Below are 19,680 nucleotides of genomic sequence, written 5' to 3' on the forward strand. Positions count from 1 at the left end.
TAAAGGATTTGAGTGTAAATATTATTAATATTTAACACTTCGCCTCAGAAGCCCATTAAATATAGTTTTAATGACCAATGTGACAATAATAGGTAAGGATTAGTTCAAGAGTGGCTTTTCTGCCCTAGGAGTAACATCTTTGAGGATATTGGTATAAAATAGCAGACAATTTTGAACAATAATTAGGATCGATCGGCAATGGCTGAATACGTATATACCATGTCTCGGGTGAGCAAAACTGTTCCACCTAAGCGTCAAATTCTTAAAGACATTTCTCTTAGCTTTTTTCCTGGCGCTAAAATCGGTGTTTTGGGTCTAAATGGTTCAGGTAAATCTACCCTACTACGTATCATGGCTGGTATTGATACTGATATTGATGGTGAAGCACGTGCACAACAAGGCCTTAAAGTAGGTTATCTACCACAAGAGCCTGTGCTAGACGAATCAAAAACTGTTCGTGAAATCGTAGAAGAAGCGGTTTCTGACGTTGCTGACGCACTTAAGCGTATTGATGCGGTTTACGCAGCTTACGCAGAACCAGATGCAGACTTCGATGCACTGGCAAAAGAGCAAGGCGAACTAGAAGCTCTGATTCAAGCAAAAGACGGTCACAACTTAGAGACTGCTCTAGAGCGTGCTGCTGATGCACTTCGTCTTCCTGAGTGGGATGCGAAAATTGAATTCCTATCAGGTGGTGAGCGTCGTCGTGTTGCTATCTGTCGTCTACTTCTTGAAAAGCCAGACATGCTGCTTCTTGATGAACCAACCAACCACTTGGATGCAGAATCAGTAGCATGGCTTGAGCACTTCCTTGTTGATTACAGTGGTACTGTTGTGGCGATTACCCACGACCGTTACTTCCTAGACAACGCAGCTGGCTGGATTCTAGAACTTGACCGTGGTGAAGGTATCCCATGGGAAGGTAACTACACGTCTTGGCTAGAGCAAAAAGACGAGCGTCTTAAGCAAGAAAAAGCGGGCGAAAGCGCACGTCAAAAGACAATCGAGAAAGAACTTGAATGGGTTCGTCAAAACCCTAAAGGCCGTCAAGCTAAGTCTAAAGCTCGTATGGCTCGTTTTGAAGAATTGACAACTGGCCAATACCAGAAGCGTAACGAAACTAACGAACTGTTTATCCCTCCAGGTGAGCGTCTAGGTGACAAAGTTCTTGAAGTGAACAACCTAACTAAATCGTTTGGTGATCGCGTTCTTATCGACGACTTATCGTTCAGCATGCCTAAGGGTGCAATCGTCGGTATCGTTGGTGCCAACGGTGCAGGTAAATCAACACTATTCAAGATGCTAAGCGGTGCAGAACAGCCAGATTCAGGTACAGTTGAACTAGGCGAAACCGTTAAGCTTGCTTCTGTTGATCAGTTCCGTGACAGCATGGACGACACTAAGACAGTATTCCAAGAGATCTCTGAAGGCGCTGATATCATTAAGATCAACAACTTCGAAATCCCTGCGCGTGCTTACTGTTCTCGTTTCAACTTTAAAGGCAACGACCAACAGAAGATCATCGGTGAGCTTTCTGGTGGTGAACGTAACCGTGTTCACTTAGCGAAACTGCTAAAAGCGGGCGGTAACGTACTGCTACTCGATGAGCCTACCAACGACCTTGACGTTGAAACGCTACGTGCTCTTGAAGAAGCACTGCTTGAATTCCCGGGCTGTGCAATGGTTATCTCGCATGACCGTTGGTTCCTTGACCGTATTGCGACCCATATCTTAGACTACCGTGATGAAGGTCAAGTTAACTTCTACGAAGGTAACTATACTGAGTACACTGAGTGGCTTAAGCAGACTCTAGGCGCACAAGCGGCAGAGCCGCACCGTATCAAGTACAAGCGTATAGCTAAGTAAATAAGCTTGTATTTTGAACAAAGGCCGCGATAATAGCGGCCTTTGATATATCTGGCTTACGTGTAATGCATCGATATAGAGAGATTACTTATGGTTGAAAGACGTCAATTTTCACGAGTTATTTATCAAGTCCCTACTGAGATCTCACAAGGACAAGTAAATATATCAGGCTCAGTGCAAGACTTATCACTCCATGGTTTACTCATTCAATGCAATGAATCAAAACAACTTAGCCATGATGTCCCTGTTCAAGTGAGCTTTAAGCTCGAAAACAGTGATATCAATATTCAGTTAGAAGCAACGATAGTCTCTACCATCAATACCTCAATGCGTTTACGCATAGAGCATTTAGATATTGATAGTATCAGCCACCTTAAGCGACTTGTGGAGCTTAATGTTGGCGACGATGACCTGCTTTATAGAGAGATTGAACACCTTACCGACTTAGGTAGTAAGTGACATCTCCATTACCCTTTTTCTATTAGAAGCATTTAGTTAATACAGAACCATGTCTAAAAAACTATCCATTACTATTCCCTCCAGTCAGGGGGAACAGACGTTTTACTTCGGCCGTAAAGCCGTGCTCATTTGCACTACTGCCATTTTTTCAGTACCGCTATTGATTGGCGGAGCGGCGTACATGCACTTCGAGAGTAAACAAGAACTCGCACTGCAAGCGGGTGATGCCCAACAGTTGATTGAAACACTGATTGTTGAAAAAGAACAAACAGAATTTCTTTATGCTGAGCAAGTAGAAACCAACCATTCGCTATCGCAAACACTGACCGAGAAAGAAGGCACGATTCAGCTACTTGGTAAGCGTGTATTCGATGTGGAATCAGTACTGGGTCTTGCTGATGAAGATCTGCTTACCGATGATATTTCTTTAGAAGATCGCATTGATGCGGCTGCAGTCGATTCAGCAGTAAGAGCCACAATGTTCCGCTTGATTCCAAACGACAGTCCGATGGCTTATCAACGTATATCTTCTTCTTATGGTAGCCGCACTAACCCTATTTCAGGGAAACGCCATGTACATACTGGTATCGATCTAACGTGTAAGCGTGGTGAAGATATTGTCGCGCCCGCAGATGGAGTCATTGAAACGGTACGCCCAAGTAAAAAAGGCTTCGGCAACTTTATTACTATGCGTCACTCGTTTGGTTTCATGAGTTCTTATGCGCACCTACAGAAGTTCAAGGTACGTAGCGGTCAGTTTGTGAGTAAAGGCGATGTGATTGCGAGCTGTGGTAACTCAGGTAACTCAACCGGCCCACACTTGCATTATGAAGTACGCTTCCTTGGTCGTTCATTGAACCCTCAATACTTGATGGATTGGACACCGGAAAACTTCAACTACGTGTTCGAGAAAGAGAAAAAGGTTAAGTGGGGCCCACTAGTTCAGCTGATTGATAATGTGGTTCGCTTGCAGATCAACCTGACTAACGTGCCTTACATTAGCTCGACCATCGACACCGTATCGAGTGAAGATAGCAAAAAACCTATCACGACTAACTAGTTGTTAATGGCTAACTAGTTGTTAATAGCTAAGACCTGTTGATTTGGCCTATGATGATCTAATTGCTTTTAGTCTACTGTAGGCAAAATGCTTTCATAGCGTTCAGCACAAACAAAAAGAGCGACCAGATGGTCGCTCTTTTTTATGATTTCAAATCAGTATTAACCACGATGAATCGAGTCATGTGCTTGTTTTAGAAGACTTTGGCTCTCTTGCAAGAATTGTTGTGAGTAGTCACCAAACCAATCACTCACTTGGTTGAAGCTCTCAACAAACTTAGCCTTATCTTTGCCATCTAGGATTTCTAACGCTTCTCCGAAACAGCTATGGAAGCGTCGAATCATCTCTATATTCTCATCCGAAGACAGAATGATATCACCGTACAAGTTCGGGTCTTGAGCAAATAGACGACCAACCATCGCAATCTCAAGTCGGTAGATTGGTGAGCTTAGCTTCAGAAGCTGATCAATATTCGGGTTCTCTTTACTCAGGTGTAAGCCGTAAGCAAAAGAGGTGAAGTGACGAAGTGCTTGAATCAAGGTCATGCCGTGATCGTGTTCAGCTGCATCCATCTGGCAAAGGCTCGCGCCCCAAATACCAAATTGATTCAGTAGCCATTGGTAGCTCTCAGAACCACGACCATCACTGTAAACAATCACCTGCTTAGCAAGGCTTGGAACATCAGGACCAAACATTGGGTGCAATCCAACCACTGGGCCTTGGTGCATGTTCATCATTGCTTGCAGCGGTTTAGATTTAATTGACGTCAAATCACATAGAATACAATCACTTGGTAGATTACCTAGCTTCGCAATCACACCTTCAGTTAAGTGAATTGGAACAGTCACAACCACAAGTCCTGCATTATCCAAGATTTCATCGGCTGTATCCCAATCTTGGCTGCCAAGGACTTTCACTTCGTAGCCAGACAGTTTGAACATACGACCAAACAAGCCACCAAGTTGACCATTACCACCAACGATCACCACTGAACGTAACTCTGGGTTAAGACACTTAAAGCCAGAATCTTTCTCACTGGCATAAGACTCACGCATAGTACGACGCAAAATATCTTCGATTAACTGTGGTGGAACCCCTATTTTCTCGGCTTCTTGACGACGAGATGCCAGCATCGCAGCTTCACGCTCTGGTACATAAATAGGTAAACCATGTTCACTTTTTACTTCGCCTACTTTCTCTACTAGAGCAAGGCGTTGAGCCAGTAAATCCAACATTTGTTTATCGACAGCATCGATTTGGTCGCGTAATTCGTTCAGTTCAACGGCCATTTTATTCCTTACTAATCTATAAGCCCGTGCCAATCTATCATCCCACAATCACGTAGGTTCGCTAGCAACAGATCTTAAAATGCCCCATTAGATGAGGCACTTAAATTTAAACTCTGACTAACCTTTCAAGCGGTTCTCTAAGAACGGGACTAATTCCGTATGTGCATGTTTCAATAGTGCCTCAGTTGAATCCCAATTGATACACGCGTCGGTAATAGAAACGCCGTATTTCATCTCATTGAGAGGTATATCCGAAGATTGATTTCCTTCGTTAATATGGCTTTCAATCATCAGGCCGATAATCGACTTGTTGCCTTCACGAATTTGGTGAATCACATCTTCTGCAACTAAAGGTTGGCGACGGAAATCTTTACGAGAGTTCGCGTGGCTACAGTCGACCATTAGCGCGGCCTCTAAGCCAGATTTACCCAGCTCTTGCTCACATTCGTGTACCGATACTGAATCGTAGTTCGTCTGCTTACCGCCACGTAAAATCACGTGACCATTTGGGTTACCTTGCGTTGTTAGTAGTGCAACCTGACCTTCGCGGCTGATACCCATGAAACGGTGGCTAGAAGAAGCCGCCTGCATTGCGTTGATTGCAGTGCCTAGGTTGCCATCGGTGCCGTTTTTAAAACCGATTGGCATTGAAAGACCACTTGCCATCTCACGGTGAGTTTGAGATTCAGTCGTACGAGCGCCAATAGCCGCCCAGCTGAAGGTATCTGCTAGGTATTGCGGGCTAATTGGGTCTAATGCTTCAGTCGCTAGTGGGATTTCCATCTCAGCGAGTTCAACAAGTAGTTCACGACCTACATGCAGACCATGCTCAATATCGAAAGTGCCGTCTAGATGTGGGTCATTGATCAAACCTTTCCAACCGACAGTGGTACGAGGTTTCTCAAAGTAAACACGCATAACAATATACAGTTGATCGCTAAGTTGCTCAGATAAGGCTTTTAGGCGTTTCGCGTACTCTTTCGCAGCTTCAATGTCATGGATAGAACATGGGCCACATACAACAAGCATGCGATGATCTTTCTTATGAATGATGTTTGCGATAGTTTGACGAGACTCTTGAATGAAACGACGAGCATTATCACTCAAAGGCAGTTTTGCTTTTAACTCCTCAGGAGTAATCAGTACCTGTTCGTCGATGATATTGACATTGCTTAATTCACTTTTCTGCATAACTCAACCTGTATATTTATTTTTACACCCAACATTTCCATTTGGGCTAACAATCTTTAAAAACACAATAACAGCTAAAAAAACGATTGCAAGTGTAAACAATAAAAAACATCAACTGTAAATCTTATCTTACACATTGAATTTAGCTCACTCTAAGAGATAAATAGGTTTAAACCACGGATCACACATACAAAAAAGGCGATATTTATCATATCGCCTTATCTAAAATTATTATGTGTTTATTTATCACTCACTGCCTAGCATTCGCTTAATCGTCTCTGAGGTCTCTTTCCACCTAGCATCCGAGTGAAGTGTCGACAAATCAAAGCTGTGTTTTTTAAGCAATGAGTTGGCTAAAGGCACCTCTTGAATCGCTAAGTTATCCAGAGCTTCAATTTGTGCATCTCGTTTATTACACATCAACACCATGTCACAACCTGCATTCAAGGCCGCTTTCGCTCTGTCGGCTGGTCCACCCATTATGGCAGCGCCTTCCATCGTTAAATCATCAGAGAACACCAAGCCTTTAAACCCAAGCTGCTGCTTCAATACTTTCTGCAGCCAATACTGTGAACCGCTCGCAGGTTGATCATCATAGTGAGAGAAAACCACGTGAGCTGGCATCATGGCATCCAATATTCCAGCTTCAATTTGCGCCTTGAAGATTGCCATGTCTGTTTCAAAGATGTCGTCTCTAGGGTCATATGGCGTCTCTAAGTGTGAGTCAGCAATCACGCCACCGTGTCCAGGGAAGTGCTTGCCTGTCGTCGCCATGCCAACCGACTTCATGCCTTTGATGAAAGCGCTGCTATGACGAACAATAGTATCAATATCTTCGCCAAACGCTCGGCTACCAATCGCTTTACAGTCATGGCCTTTGTCTAATACTGGCGCAAAGCTCAGATCGATATCGTGGGCAATCAATTCTGCCGCCATCAGCCAGCCAGCCTGTTCTGCTAAATGTTCACCGTTATTCTTAGTCGCGAATTCTTGAGCAGCTGGGATAATTGAAAAGCCATCGCGGAAGCGCTGAACTCGACCACCTTCTTGGTCAACACCAATCAAAATAGGACGTTTCGCTACCTTACGAATTTCTTTGTTTAACGCCGATAACTGTTTGCTATCGTGGTAGTTTCGAGCAAATAAGATGAGACCACCAACAGTTGGGTGCTCTAAAATTTCTCTGTCTTCAGCTGTCAGCTCGTAGCCTGCAACATCAACCCACAACGGTCCCATATTTATCCCTTATTAAACCTAATTTCATAAACTTCCCGAGATTATTCTCTTTAAATTTGCTTTACAATGTTTTTAAACCAACCTGTGGAAGACTTTAAGAATGCAGTGCAAGAGCTTAGGAATGGATCATAAAGAACTGTATATCGGTGTGATGTCAGGGACGAGTATGGACGGTGTTGATACTGCCTTAGTGTCGATTGAAGATACGCGCATCACATTGCTTGCTCATGATGAGTTCCCAATGCCTGACGACCTCAAAGCGCGTCTGCTTGAAGTTTGTATTGGTCAGAAAACCGATTTAATTGCCATTGGAGAACTCGACCACCAGCTTGGCCATCTGTTTGGCGATGCGGTTTTGCAACTTCTCGAAAAGTCAGGTACACCTGCATCTTCTGTGACTGCGATTGGTAATCATGGTCAAACGGTATTCCACCAGCCAAGCGGCGAATCTCCATTTACCATGCAGTTGGGTGATGCCAACATCATTGCCGCTAAAACACAGATTCAAACGGTTGCCGATTTCAGGCGTAAAGACATGGCATTAGGCGGACAAGGTGCGCCATTAGTCCCTGCCTTCCACCATACTATTTTCCAGCCACAAGACAGCTCAGTTGTGGTGTTGAATATTGGTGGTATCTCGAATATTTCAGTGCTGCGCCCTAATCAGCCAACGCTTGGTTATGATACAGGTCCGGGCAATATGTTGATGGACGCTTGGGTTGATAAACACACGGGTGAGAAGTTTGACCGTGATGCGCAATTTGCGCTTAAAGGTCAACTCAATCAAGCTTTACTCGAACAGTTGTTAAATGAGTCTTATCTATCTCAAATGCCACCGAAAAGTACTGGTAGAGAACTATTCAACCTACCTTGGCTAGAGCAACAATTAACAGAATTTAAAGATCTTGCAGTAGAAGATGTTCAGCGCACGCTTTGTGAATACACCGCATTGACGATAGCCAATGAAGTGGAGACTTATCGCTTGGGTAACCAGCCTGCACTGTATGTGTGTGGCGGTGGTACAAGAAACCCATTGTTGATGAAGAGACTGTCTGAACTGCTTCCAAGTTGGGAGGTTTACTCAACCACCAGTAAAGGCGTGGATGCCGATTACATGGAAGCAATGGCCTTTGCGTGGCTTGCTCAGCGTCATGTTCATAAACTGCCAAGCAATTTACCAGAAGTGACTGGCGCAAGCAGAGCGGCCTCTCTAGGCGTTCTCTATCGAGCTGACTAAACAACTTTAGAACCATAATTTTAGAATCACCATTTAAGGATCATTATGAGTAACGACGCTCTCATATCAGCGCTCTCGCACCTCGTTTCGGAGGGGAGAAACCCTGACACTATGGATATTGATCTGCTCACCTCTCTCGAAGTGGTTGAAAAGATTAACCAACAAGACAAACAAGTCCCACTGGCGATTGAAGCGGAACTGCCACAGATCGCGAAAGCGGTCGATAAAATTGCTCATGCCTTTCAAAACGGTGGTCGACTGATTTATATGGGCGCAGGCACCAGTGGTCGATTAGGTGTGTTAGACGCCTCAGAATGCCCACCGACTTTCGGTGTTTCGGACAAAATGGTTATCGGCTTAATTGCAGGCGGACCAGAGGCGATTTTAAAAGCCAAAGAAGGTGCAGAAGACTCGCTAACTCTCGGCATTGAAGATCTGAAAGCGATTCAGTTTTCAGAAAATGATGTCGTGGTAGGTATTGCTGCGAGCGGTCGCACACCTTACGTGATTGGTGCACTCAACTATGCCAATCAGCTTGGCGCAGTAACGGTTGCATTATCTTGTAACCCTGACTCTCCAATTGCTGAAATCGCTCAAATCGCAATTAGCCCGGTGGTTGGCCCAGAAGCATTGACTGGTTCAACACGACTCAAATCAGGTACAGCACAAAAGCTGGTGCTTAATATGCTGACCACTGCCAGCATGATTCGCATTGGTAAGAGCTACCAAAACCTTATGGTCGACGTAAAAGCGACCAATGAAAAGTTGGTTGCCCGCGCCGCTCGTATCGTTATCCAAGCAACGGAGTGCGATAAAGCACTGGCGGTGTCGACACTTAAAGCGACTGATTACGATGTGAAGTTATCTATTTTGATGATTCTAACAGGGCTAGATTTAGAGTTAGCCAAGGCTCAGCTTGATAAGCAAAATGGCTTCTTGAGAAAAGCCGTCGAGAATAATCAGTAATCTTAATTTGGCTTGTAGCTTCTCATTTAGACAGCTACTTCAACGACATACAAAAAGACCAGCACACACGCGGTACTGGTCTTTTTTTAGTTTTAATTTTTTATGGCTAGCTTGGGCTTAATAGTCGTTTGAGAACTCGTCCCAGCCGCGTTGCCATTCCATACGGAAACGTTGAGCGTCTTCCGTACCAGAACACACGCCTTCATACACCTGACCAGATAAACCAATCTGATAAGCATGGTTCGGATTACAATATTCAGTCACACCTAGGTGATAACCTTCTGTGTAACTCGCTTGATCGACTGCGCCAAGCTCAGTCATCTCTGAATACGAACGCTGAGTGTGGCCTTTGATACCATCACGATAGCCAATCTCTTGCCAATTGCCTTCAGCTGCTAAATCTTGAACATTGGCGCTGCATCCTGCAAGGCTAAATGCCACGGCGAATAGTACGATTATTTTTTTCATTTCAATCCTTTATATTGTTACTTCACCACTTTCTGACGAAGCGCTGCCTTTGTGGTGATTCTCCGCTGAACACGTACTGATGTCCACTCATTGTCTGTTGTTGTCCTCTTAAGCAAGAGAACAAACCGCTCAATCAGTTATAACACCACTTAATTAGCTATTCGACCACTCACTCTCATAGCGGAAGTTTCTTCTCATACACTCCTTTAATATACACCCTGACTTAATTAATACATTCAGGGATAACAAATTATGATGTGGTTTCTTACCTGTGTTGCAGCACTCATTGGTGGCTACTTTATTTACGGTGCCTTTATCGAGAAGATTTTCGGTATCAATGAAAAGCGTCAAACACCCGCTCACACCAAGCAAGACGGCGTGGACTTCGTTCCAATGTCGACGCCAAAGGTTTACCTAGTTCAACTGCTTAACATTGCAGGTGTAGGTCCAATCTTCGGCCCTATCATGGGTGCCCTTTACGGCCCAGCAGCAATGCTTTGGATCGTGCTAGGTTGTATCTTCGCAGGTGCCGTACACGACTACTTCTCAGGTATGTTATCTATCCGCAATGGTGGCGCTTCGGTTCCAACCATCACTGGACGTTACCTAGGCAATGGCGCAAAACACTTTATGAACATCTTTGCCATTGTTCTACTGCTTCTTGTTGGTGTGGTGTTCGTTTCTGCTCCAGCAGGCATGATCACTAACCTAGTGAACGACCAAACTGATTTCGTAATGTCTACGAGCACCATGGTTGTCATCATCTTTGCTTACTACATCATCGCAACGATTGTCCCTGTCGATAAAATCATTGGTCGCTTCTACCCATTGTTCGGTGCACTGCTTATCTTTATGTCTGTTGGCCTAATCACTGCGATTGGTCTATCTGACGAGCACCAAATCATGGGTGGCTTCGAGATGAAAGACATGTTCACCAACATGAACCCTAACGATCTACCACTTTGGCCTGCTCTATTTATTACCATCGCTTGTGGTGCTATCTCTGGCTTCCACGCAACTCAGTCTCCACTAATGGCGCGTTGCATGGAAAACGAGAAAAATGGTCGCTTCGTATTCTACGGTGCAATGATTGGTGAAGGCATCATCGCTCTAATCTGGTGTGCGCTTGCTCTGTCATTCTTCGATTCAGTTGAATCTTTATCTGACGCGATTGCAAACGGCGGCCCTGGTAACGTGGTATACAGCGCTTCATTTGGCCTACTGGGTGTATTTGGCGGTATCCTTGCTTTCCTTGGCGTGGTTATCCTGCCAATCACTTCTGGTGACACAGCGTTCCGTTCAAGCCGTCTTATCCTTGCTGAATACTTCAACATGGAACAGAAAACACTGCGTAACCGTCTACTAATGGCGTTACCACTGTTCGTTATCGGTGGCATCCTGACTCAAGTTGATTTCGGTATCATCTGGCGCTACTTCGGTTTTGCTAACCAATCAACAGCAGTCATGATGCTATGGACAGCTTCGGCTTACCTACTTCGTCACAATAAACTGCACTGGGTAACAACGGTTCCAGCTGTGTTCATGACATCTGTGTGTATCACATTCATCCTGAACAACAGCCAACTGGGCTTCGGTCTACCAATGCAGCTTTCAACCATCATCGGCGTGGTGAGTGCATTCGGAATTGCGGCTTACGTTATCAAAATTTCAAAAGGCAAAGGCGATATCGACCTTGCTGATGAAGAAGAAAAAGAAGCAAAAGGCGTCACCAAAACCGCCTAGTTCTTTCAGACTCTTGAGAACAAGAGACACGTCTTCATAGAGAGACAAAAGAACAGCCAAACACAACTTCGCTTGCTCCCGTAATCACCCAGTGATTCGTGGAATCTAAGACTAAAGCCCGTCCACTGTGATGGGCTTTAGTGTTTTCAGGCGTTAGTGCTTTCGACTCTGGGAAGCGAATATAACCTACGAAAACACAAGCAAAGCTACCGTTACCAAGCAATGAGCTTTACACTTAACAAGCGTCTCAATAGGTGAAAATATGGAACTCATTCTCTCTCTGCTGCAACAAACCTGCGTCTACTTAGTGATTGCTTACATGCTGAGTAAAACCCCACTGATTCTCCCTTTGTTGAGCATCTCATCTCGCTTAAGCCATAAGATCAGCTGCTACGTTCTGTTTTCCCTGTTCTGCATTATGGGTACCTATTTCGGACTGCAGATCAATGATGCCATCGCCAACACGCGTGCGATGGGTGCGGTAATGGGAGGTCTGTTTGGCGGCCCTGTCGTTGGCTTTGCCGTCGGCTTTACTGGTGGAATTCACCGTTACTCATTAGGCGGCTTCACAGACTTGGCTTGTGCGATTTCAACCACAGCAGAAGGCTTGATTGGCGGCCTGTTACACGTTTATCTCGTGAGAAAGAACAAAGCCAGCCAACTGTTTAATCCGTTAGTGGTTTTCTCGGTAACCCTGTTTGCAGAGATCATTCAGATGCTGATTCTGCTGGCGGTCGCAAAACCCTTCGAACAATCCTATGCTCTGGTCTCCGATATTGCGGCGCCAATGATCATTGCTAACTCGGTCGGTGCGGCGCTGTTCATGAGCATCATCCAAGATCGGAAAACCATCTTCGAGAAGTATTCGGCAACTTTCTCACGCCGCGCACTTACTATTGCCGAACGTTCGGTGGGTATTTTGCATGGTGGGTTCAATTCCGATAACGCACAAAAAATCGTACGTATCGTTTATGAAGAGACCAACGTAGGGGCGGTAGCGATTACCGACCGAGAGAAAATCCTCGCGTTCGTTGGTATTGGTGATGAACACCATATTCCGAACACCCCGATTTCATCGCAAAGCACGCTCACTTCGATGGAACAGAACGACATCATCTACCTTGATGGCAAAGAGAACCCATACCAATGCTCCTTGTCGCAGGATTGTAAATTGGGTTCTGCGTTGATTATTCCATTGCGCGCGGGTAACGAAGTGGTCGGCACCATCAAGCTCTATGAGCCAAAGCTGAAACTATTCTCGACCATCAATATGTCGATGGGTGAAGGTATCGCTCAACTATTATCGAGCCAGATCCTATTTAGCAACTACCAGCAGCAGCAAACGCTACTGACACAAGCAGAAATCAAACTGCTGCACGCTCAAGTGAACCCGCACTTCTTGTTCAATGCGCTTAATACTATCAGCGCAGTAACACGTCGTGACCCAGATAAAGCTCGAGAGTTGATTCAACACCTGTCTCACTTCTTTAGAAGCAACCTAAAGCAGAACATCAACACCGTGAAGCTCAAAGACGAACTGGCACACGTCAACGCTTACCTGACCATAGAGAAAGCACGCTTTACCGATCGACTAGAAGTGGAATGGGATATCGACCCGCAGTTATATGAATCTCAATTGCCGAGCTTTACCCTGCAACCGCTGGTAGAAAACGCCATCAAACATGGGATATCTAATATGTTGGAAGGCGGTAAAGTAAAGATCTCTAGCGAGGCTTTCGAGGGTGGGTTCAAGTTAACCGTTGAAGACAATGCAGGTAATTATCAGAAGCCATCTCAAGATCATGTAGGATTAGGGATGGAAATTGTTGATAAACGACTCACTAATTTCTTTGGACAAGATTCAGCACTAAAAATAGAATCTCAACCACAGCAATTTACTCGAATGAGCTTTATCATACCTATACTCAAATAATGGTATTTTCGGAGACGGATCGCTCCGAGTTGAAACATTTAGAAGCAGACATTTAAAAGATAAGCGTGAACCAAGCAGGGATAGAACCAAGATGAAGATTGTAGGATGTTAAAGGCACTAGTTATCGATGATGAGCTTTTTGCTCGCGAAGAGCTGATTGAGCTGCTGACCGAAACCGGAGAAGTGGAAATCATAGGCCAAGCGAGTAACGCGATCGAAGGACTGAAACAGATCAACCTACTCAAGCCTGATGTCGTGTATTTGGATATCCAAATGCCGCAGGTTACTGGGATTGAGCTGTTAAGCATGCTTGACCCAGATACCATGCCCTACGTGGTATTCGTCACCGCCTACGATCAATATGCGATTCAAGCCTTTGAAGACAATGCCTTTGACTACCTACTCAAACCCGTCGAACCTTGTCGATTAAACAAGAGTGTTTGCCGTCTGAATAAGGTCATCAAGCAGAATCAGAAAGCGCCAGCACAAGACATCTCTGCGATTGCTCCCTGCCACTTAGAGCAGATTCCGTGTATTGGTCATAACCGCATTGTGATCATGGCAAGCCAAACGGTTGAATGCGCCTATTCTGATATCAGTGGCGTGCATGTTCGTAGCTCATCACAAACAGCAACCTCGCAACTAACCCTGAAGATCTTGGAAGAAAAGACCGATTTGATCCGCTGCCATCGACAATATTTGATCAACATAAAATCGATCCAAGAGATCAAGTTACTAGAGAATGGATTAGCCGAGATCATCACACTGACGGGCTTTGAAGTCCCGGTGAGTCGTCGCTATCTCAAGACGTTAAAAGAGCAACTCGGCCTCCAGTAAACAAATTTCAGGTTTAGATATAGCACGATCAAAAAAGCCAACGCATCAACGTTGGCTTCCTGCTGTTTACAAATCAATAGTGTTTGCAAATCGATAGTGTTACGCATCGATCTTGTCACCAATCAATAGAGATTAGTCGACTTGCTTAATCTGTAGCTCTTTTGGTACTTCAAAGAACATGTTCTCTTCACGACCTTGAATCTCTTCAACGTCAGTCGCACCTAGCTCACGAATACGATCTAGAATTTGGTTTACCAGCTCTTCAGGAGCAGAAGCACCGGCTGTTACACCGATTTTCTTTTTCCCTTCAACCCACTCGGTTTGAATGTCTTCAGGACAGTCAGTTAGGTAGCCTGGTGTGCCTAGTTTCTCAGCTAGCTCTTTTAGACGAGTTGAATTCGATGAGTTCTTAGAACCAACCACTATCACCACATCAACGTCATTCGCCATCTCACGCACAGCGTCTTGACGGTTTTGAGTCGCGTAACAGATGTCGTCTTTACGTGGGCCTTGAATCTCAGGGAACACTCGACGTAGCTCTTCAATCACATCTGCAGTTTCATCTACTGATAGCGTAGTTTGGCTAACATAGTGCAGGTTACTTGGATCATTCACCACGAGGTTCTGTACGTCCTCTGGTCTTTCAACCAAGTACATACCACCAGTTTGGCTCGCGTACTGACCCATAGTGCCTTCCACTTCAGGGTGACCTGCGTGGCCAATCAGTACCACTTCCATATGTTTGCGGCTCGCACGAGCAACCTCCATATGAACTTTAGTCACCAAAGGACACGTCGCATCAAATACCGTTAACTCACGCTCTTTCGCTTCTTTACGAACCGCTTGAGAAACACCGTGAGCCGAAAAGATCACGATGTTGTCGTCTGGCACCTCACTCAGTTCTTCGACAAAAATAGCACCACGCTGCTTGAGCCCCTCAACAACAAAGCGGTTGTGTACCACTTCATGGCGAACATAGATCGGTGGCTGATACATTTCGAGTGCACGCTCTACGATGCTGATCGCACGATCGACACCGGCACAAAAGCCACGAGGGTTAGCTAACATTATTTTCATTTCATTGCTCATCATTTACCGCGGTACTAAGGTTGCTTCTATAGAGTTCGCCGTCAGCGAGGTTCGCATTCTACAGTGAAGCGTCTAGACAGTGAAGCTCTGGGTGAGATCACAGCTGTAAGGCTATCTTATTCTAGCGTGAAGACAGCTATTCTAACGTTAAGAGAGTTATTCTACCGTTAAGATATTGACGTCAAAGCTAACGTCTTGACCAGCGAGTGGGTGATTAAAATCAACCGTCACTGAATCACCTGCGATCTCAGTAATAATACCTGGAATTTCCATACCGTCAGGACCTGAAAATGCCATGATAGTGCCCACTTCAACTTCAGAGTCGCCAACAAACTTAGCACGATCCATATAGTGAATATGATCTGGGTTTGGCATACCAAACGCGTCTTCCGCCTTCAGTTCGATAGACTTTTCAGTGCCGGCTTCAAGTCCAAGTAAGCACGCTTCAAAGTTCTCACTTAGGCTGCCATCACCCATGACGAACTTCGCTGGTTTGCCCATGTTCTCCGTACTATCGGCAACTGAACCATCCTTCATTTTAATCGTAAAATGTAGAGTTACTGCTGAATCATTTTTAATTGCTGCCACGTTACTTTCCTTAGACTTCTTTATTATTTGAGGATGCGCTGTGCTTTGCTTCCTTGTTGACTGAAGCATAAAAAAAAGCGCCGTCGGAATCAACCGACAGCGCTTAGGGCTATTCTATTCTGTGAGTCATAGACTGACTTTGAAGCAAGCTATTTGCTTTCGTCTTTCTTACGGAAACCATCTAAGATGATCATCGCAGCACCGATACAGATTCCCATATCCGCTAAGTTAAATGCAGGCCAGTGGTAAGTGCCCCAGTAGAAGTCTAAGTAATCGACAACAAAGCCATGTACGACTCGGTCAAACACATTACCTACTGCACCACCAATGATGATCGCATAAGCAATGTTATTCCACTTCTCTGTTGCTGGTAGTTTGCTCATCCAGTACGTCAGCATACCTGTTACCGCAAATGCGATACCCGTAAATAACCAACGCTGCCAACCACTTTGATCACTCAAGAAGCTAAACGCTGCACCGTAGTTATGCACGTACAAAAAGTTAAAGAATGGCAGCACCTCAATACGGTTTGCCCAACCATAACCCATATTGTCCATGACAAAGAGTTTAATGCCGATATCAGCCAAGAAGACCAATAGAGCCAGCCATAACCAACGTACACCAGATTGTTTTAACGAAACTTCACTCATTTCTATTCCTAGTATTTACGAAGTTGGTATTCATTGTTAGTCACCTTACGTGACCTTGATTACCAACTTGGTTAAACACATTTCCTATAACTAAAAATAACCCCAGTTGATACTGGGGCTATGATTTTTACAAAAAGTTCAGTCTTTCTCTGAGTCGTTATGCGAACTTACGCACTTCGCCTTCACCGTCGATGTTCGACACACAACGACCACAAACTTTCTCGTGACCTTCGATAGTGCCTACATCTGGAGTGTGGTGCCAGCAACGGTCACACTTCTCAGCTTCAGTAGCCGCAACTTCAACGAATAGACCAGCAACGTCTGTCGCTTGCGCTGCATCAGACTTCTCGCTCAGTGGCTTAACAACAGCTGCAGAGGTGATAAGTACGAAACGTAGCTCATCTTCTAGCTTGTTGATTTTAGCCGCTAGTGCATCGTCAGCGTATAGAGTAACTTCAGCTTGCAGTGCACCACCGATCGTTTTCTCTTTACGAGCATCTTCAAGAAGCTTGTTCACTGCGCCACGAACAGACTGGATTTCAGTCCAGAATTCGTTGCTTAGCTCTTCGCCTTCTGCAAGACCAAATAGACCTTCGAACCACTCACCTGTGAATACGAACGTGTCGCGCTGCTCTCCAGTTGGTAAAGAGCTTGGCATTTCGTTCCAGATTTCATCTGCAGTGAACGACATGATAGGTGCCATCCAACGAACTAGAGCTTCTACGATGTAGTAAAGCGCCGTTTGACAGCTACGTTGAGCATGGCTGCCCTGCTTCGCTGTGTACTGACGGTCTTTGATTACGTCTAGGTAGAAAGAACCCATTTCGATAGAACAGAACTGCATTAGACGTTGAGTCACACCGTGAGTGTTGTACTCGCCGTATGCTTTAACAATCTCTTCTTGTGCAGCTTGAGCACGGCCAACAGCCCAGCGATCAAGTGCAACCATCTCTTCAGCAGGAACTAGGTCAGTTTCAGGGTTGAAACCGTTCAAGTTCGCTAGGAAGAAACGAGCCGTGTTACGAATACGACGGTAAGCATCCGCTGAACGCTTCAGGATTTCATCAGAAACCGCAACTTCACCCGTGTAGTCTGTAGAAGCAACCCATAGACGCAGGATATCTGCACCTAGCTTGTTGGTTACGTCTTTAGGAGCAACAACGTTACCGATAGATTTAGACATCTTACGGCCGTTACCATCCACTACGAAACCGTGCGTTAGTACTTGCTTGTACGGTGCTTCGTCTTTCATCGCGATAGATGAAATTAGAGAAGACTGGAACCAGCCACGGTGTTGGTCTGAACCTTCAAGGTAAAGATCAGCACTGTGAGTGCGCTCTTCGTTCGGGAAGTTGTACTCTTCACGAGAATCAACAACAGAGAAGTGCGTAACACCTGAGTCGAACCATACGTCTAGCGTATCCATTACTTTTTCGTACTTATCAGCGTCTTCTGCGCCCATAAGTTCAGCAGCGTCTACATCCCACCAAGCTTGAATGCCTTTCTCTTCAACTAGCTTCGCAACTTTTTCAATAAGCGCTGGGCTTTCTGGGTGAAGTTCTGCTGTTTCTTTATGAACAAACAAAGCAATTGGCACACCCCAAGTACGTTGACGAGAGATACACCACTCAGGACGACCTTCAACCATGCCTTCGATACGGCTTTGACCCCATTCAGGCAACCACTCAACACTCTTGATTGACTCTAGTGCTTTAGCACGTAGGCCAGCTTGATCCATAGAGATGAACCATTGTGGTGTTGCGCGGAAGATGATTGGAGTTTTGTGTCTCCAACAGTGTGGGTAGCTGTGCTCGTAAGCGTGGTGATGCAGAAGTGCACCTTTCTCTTTTAGAACTTCTAAAACAGAGTCGTTCGCTTTGAATACGTGCTGACCAGCAAATAGCTCTGTATCTGGCAGGTAAACGCCGTTAGAACCAACTGGGTTAGCGATTTCTAGGTTGTACTTTTTACCAACCACGAAATCTTCTTGACCGTGACCAGGCGCAGTGTGAACCACACCAGTACCTGAATCTGTTGTTACGTGATCGCCAAGAACTGCAGGAACAGTAAAGTCGTAGAACGGGTGGTTGAACTGAGAAAGCTCAAGATCAGCACCTGTAGCAAAACCAAGGTTGTGGAAGTGCTCGATACCTGCACGATCCATTACGTCTTTTGCTAGTTCAGAAGCAACAACGATACGTTGAGCAGGCTGGTCGCCATTCGCTTCAACTTGGATAAGCACGTATTCAAGATCATCACGTAGACATACTGCGCGGTTAGCAGGCAGAGTCCATGGTGTTGTTGTCCAGATAACGATAGAAATTTCGCCTTGACCCGCATGACCTTCAGCTAGAGTAAATTTCTCTAGAAGCGCCGCTTCGTCAGCTGCTGTAAATTTCACATCGATAGATGGAGAAACTTTATCTTTGTATTCAACTTCAGCTTCAGCCAGAGCAGAACCACAATCAGTACACCAGTGAACGGGTTTGAAACCTTTAAGAAGGTGACCTTTGTCTGCGATTTTGCCAAGAGAACGAATGATGTTCGCTTCTGTGCCAAAATCCATAGTGCGATAAGGTTTGTCCCACTCGCCCATGATGCCAAGACGTTTGAAGCTCTCTTTCTGACCTTCAACTTGACCCGCAGCGTACTTTCGACACTCTTCGCGGAATTCAGCCGCCGAAATCTTCTGACCAGGCTTACCTTTCTTCTTCTCAACCATTAGCTCGATTGGAAGACCGTGACAGTCCCAACCAGGGATGTACGGTGCATCAAAACCAGAAAGGGTCTTAGATTTGATAATAATGTCTTTAAGAATCTTATTCAGCGCGTGGCCAATGTGAATATCGCCGTTCGCGTATGGAGGGCCATCATGCAGTACGAAAGATTTTTTACCTTTCTTTGCCTTACGGATTTCGCCGTAAAGATCTTCTTTGTACCAACGCTTCAGCATTTCTGGCTCACGATTTGCCAGATTGCCGCGCATTGGGAACCCTGTTTCTGGTAAGTTCAGGGTATCTTTATAATCACTCATCGATTCTTAATTCCGTTATATTGGGCGAAGTTAG

The 19,680-nt window shown here is 45.1% G+C and carries 16 protein-coding genes; 8 read left to right on the top strand and 8 right to left on the bottom strand.

What is annotated here, in order from left to right:
- Nucleotides 1–198: 198 nt before the first annotated feature.
- The 3 genes from ettA (at nt 199) to AB4263_RS08115 (ending at nt 3,385) form a co-directional block, all read left to right on the top strand.
- Entirely contained in the window at nt 199–1,866 is a 1,668-nt protein-coding gene (gene ettA / locus AB4263_RS08105) for an energy-dependent translational throttle protein EttA (protein ID WP_017056147.1), read from the top strand.
- Between the two features lie 90 nt (nt 1,867–1,956).
- Nucleotides 1,957–2,325 (top strand): PilZ domain-containing protein, encoded by a 369-nt coding sequence (locus AB4263_RS08110; protein WP_371713293.1) that lies wholly within the window; start codon nt 1,957–1,959, stop codon nt 2,323–2,325.
- Nucleotides 2,326–2,374: 49 nt separating this feature from the next.
- Entirely contained in the window at nt 2,375–3,385 is a 1,011-nt protein-coding gene (locus tag AB4263_RS08115) for a M23 family metallopeptidase (protein WP_029235086.1), read from the top strand.
- Nucleotides 3,386–3,546: 161 nt separating this feature from the next.
- On the opposite strand, the gene tyrA is transcribed toward AB4263_RS08115, so the two are convergent.
- From tyrA to nagZ, 3 genes are all read right to left on the bottom strand, one after another.
- Complete coding sequence (gene tyrA, locus AB4263_RS08120) at nt 3,547–4,674, bottom strand: bifunctional chorismate mutase/prephenate dehydrogenase (RefSeq protein ID WP_017062859.1); 1,128 nt, start codon at nt 4,672–4,674, stop codon at nt 3,547–3,549.
- A 117-nt stretch (nt 4,675–4,791) separates the two neighbouring features.
- Nucleotides 4,792–5,865, bottom strand: a complete 1,074-nt coding sequence (locus AB4263_RS08125) for a 3-deoxy-7-phosphoheptulonate synthase (RefSeq protein WP_017059354.1) — start codon at nt 5,863–5,865, stop codon at nt 4,792–4,794.
- Nucleotides 5,866–6,111: 246 nt separating this feature from the next.
- Entirely contained in the window at nt 6,112–7,101 is a 990-nt protein-coding gene (gene nagZ / locus AB4263_RS08130) for a beta-N-acetylhexosaminidase (protein WP_017059353.1), read from the bottom strand.
- Nucleotides 7,102–7,222: 121 nt separating this feature from the next.
- Between nagZ and AB4263_RS08135 the strand changes: the two genes are divergently transcribed.
- Both AB4263_RS08135 and murQ read left to right on the top strand, forming a co-directional pair.
- Nucleotides 7,223–8,338: an anhydro-N-acetylmuramic acid kinase gene (locus AB4263_RS08135; RefSeq protein ID WP_372098054.1), complete on the top strand. Its 1,116-nt coding sequence runs from the start codon at nt 7,223–7,225 to the stop codon at nt 8,336–8,338.
- A 45-nt stretch (nt 8,339–8,383) separates the two neighbouring features.
- Nucleotides 8,384–9,304, top strand: coding sequence for an N-acetylmuramic acid 6-phosphate etherase (gene murQ / locus AB4263_RS08140; RefSeq protein WP_050651903.1), 921 nt, complete (start codon nt 8,384–8,386; stop codon nt 9,302–9,304).
- A gap of 117 nt (nt 9,305–9,421) precedes the next feature.
- Here the strand turns inward: murQ and AB4263_RS08145 are convergent, their stop codons facing one another.
- Nucleotides 9,422–9,772, bottom strand: coding sequence for a DUF2799 domain-containing protein (locus tag AB4263_RS08145; RefSeq protein WP_017059350.1), 351 nt, complete (start codon nt 9,770–9,772; stop codon nt 9,422–9,424).
- A gap of 252 nt (nt 9,773–10,024) precedes the next feature.
- On the opposite strand from AB4263_RS08145, the gene AB4263_RS08150 reads away from it, so the two are divergent.
- The 3 genes from AB4263_RS08150 (at nt 10,025) to btsR (ending at nt 14,285) form a co-directional block, all read left to right on the top strand.
- Nucleotides 10,025–11,515, top strand: coding sequence for a carbon starvation protein A (locus tag AB4263_RS08150; RefSeq protein WP_372098055.1), 1,491 nt, complete (start codon nt 10,025–10,027; stop codon nt 11,513–11,515).
- Between the two features lie 262 nt (nt 11,516–11,777).
- Nucleotides 11,778–13,448: a sensor histidine kinase gene (locus AB4263_RS08155; RefSeq protein ID WP_017080271.1), complete on the top strand. Its 1,671-nt coding sequence runs from the start codon at nt 11,778–11,780 to the stop codon at nt 13,446–13,448.
- A gap of 105 nt (nt 13,449–13,553) precedes the next feature.
- A complete protein-coding gene (btsR, locus tag AB4263_RS08160; RefSeq protein ID WP_065584722.1) occupies nt 13,554–14,285 on the top strand; it encodes a two-component system response regulator BtsR in 732 nt (243 codons plus the stop codon).
- Between the two features lie 132 nt (nt 14,286–14,417).
- Here the strand turns inward: btsR and ispH are convergent, their stop codons facing one another.
- The 4 genes from ispH to ileS form a co-directional block, all read right to left on the bottom strand.
- A complete protein-coding gene (ispH, locus tag AB4263_RS08165) occupies nt 14,418–15,374 on the bottom strand; it encodes a 4-hydroxy-3-methylbut-2-enyl diphosphate reductase (protein ID WP_029235087.1) in 957 nt (318 codons plus the stop codon).
- Between the two features lie 156 nt (nt 15,375–15,530).
- A complete protein-coding gene (fkpB, locus tag AB4263_RS08170; RefSeq protein ID WP_017059345.1) occupies nt 15,531–15,962 on the bottom strand; it encodes an FKBP-type peptidyl-prolyl cis-trans isomerase in 432 nt (143 codons plus the stop codon).
- A 149-nt stretch (nt 15,963–16,111) separates the two neighbouring features.
- The gene (gene lspA, locus AB4263_RS08175; protein WP_004739521.1) at nt 16,112–16,612 is read right to left on the bottom strand and encodes a signal peptidase II; all 501 of its coding nucleotides are present in this window, start codon (nt 16,610–16,612) and stop codon (nt 16,112–16,114) included.
- 157 nt (nt 16,613–16,769) lie between these two features.
- On the bottom strand, nt 16,770–19,646 hold the full coding sequence (ileS, locus tag AB4263_RS08180; RefSeq protein WP_017059344.1) for an isoleucine--tRNA ligase: 2,877 nt from the start codon (nt 19,644–19,646) through the stop codon (nt 16,770–16,772).
- Nucleotides 19,647–19,680: the final 34 nt, after the last annotated feature.

This window comes from Vibrio sp. 10N.261.55.C5, from assembly GCF_041470505.1.
Taxonomy (GTDB): Bacteria; Pseudomonadota; Gammaproteobacteria; order Enterobacterales; family Vibrionaceae; genus Vibrio; species Vibrio crassostreae_C.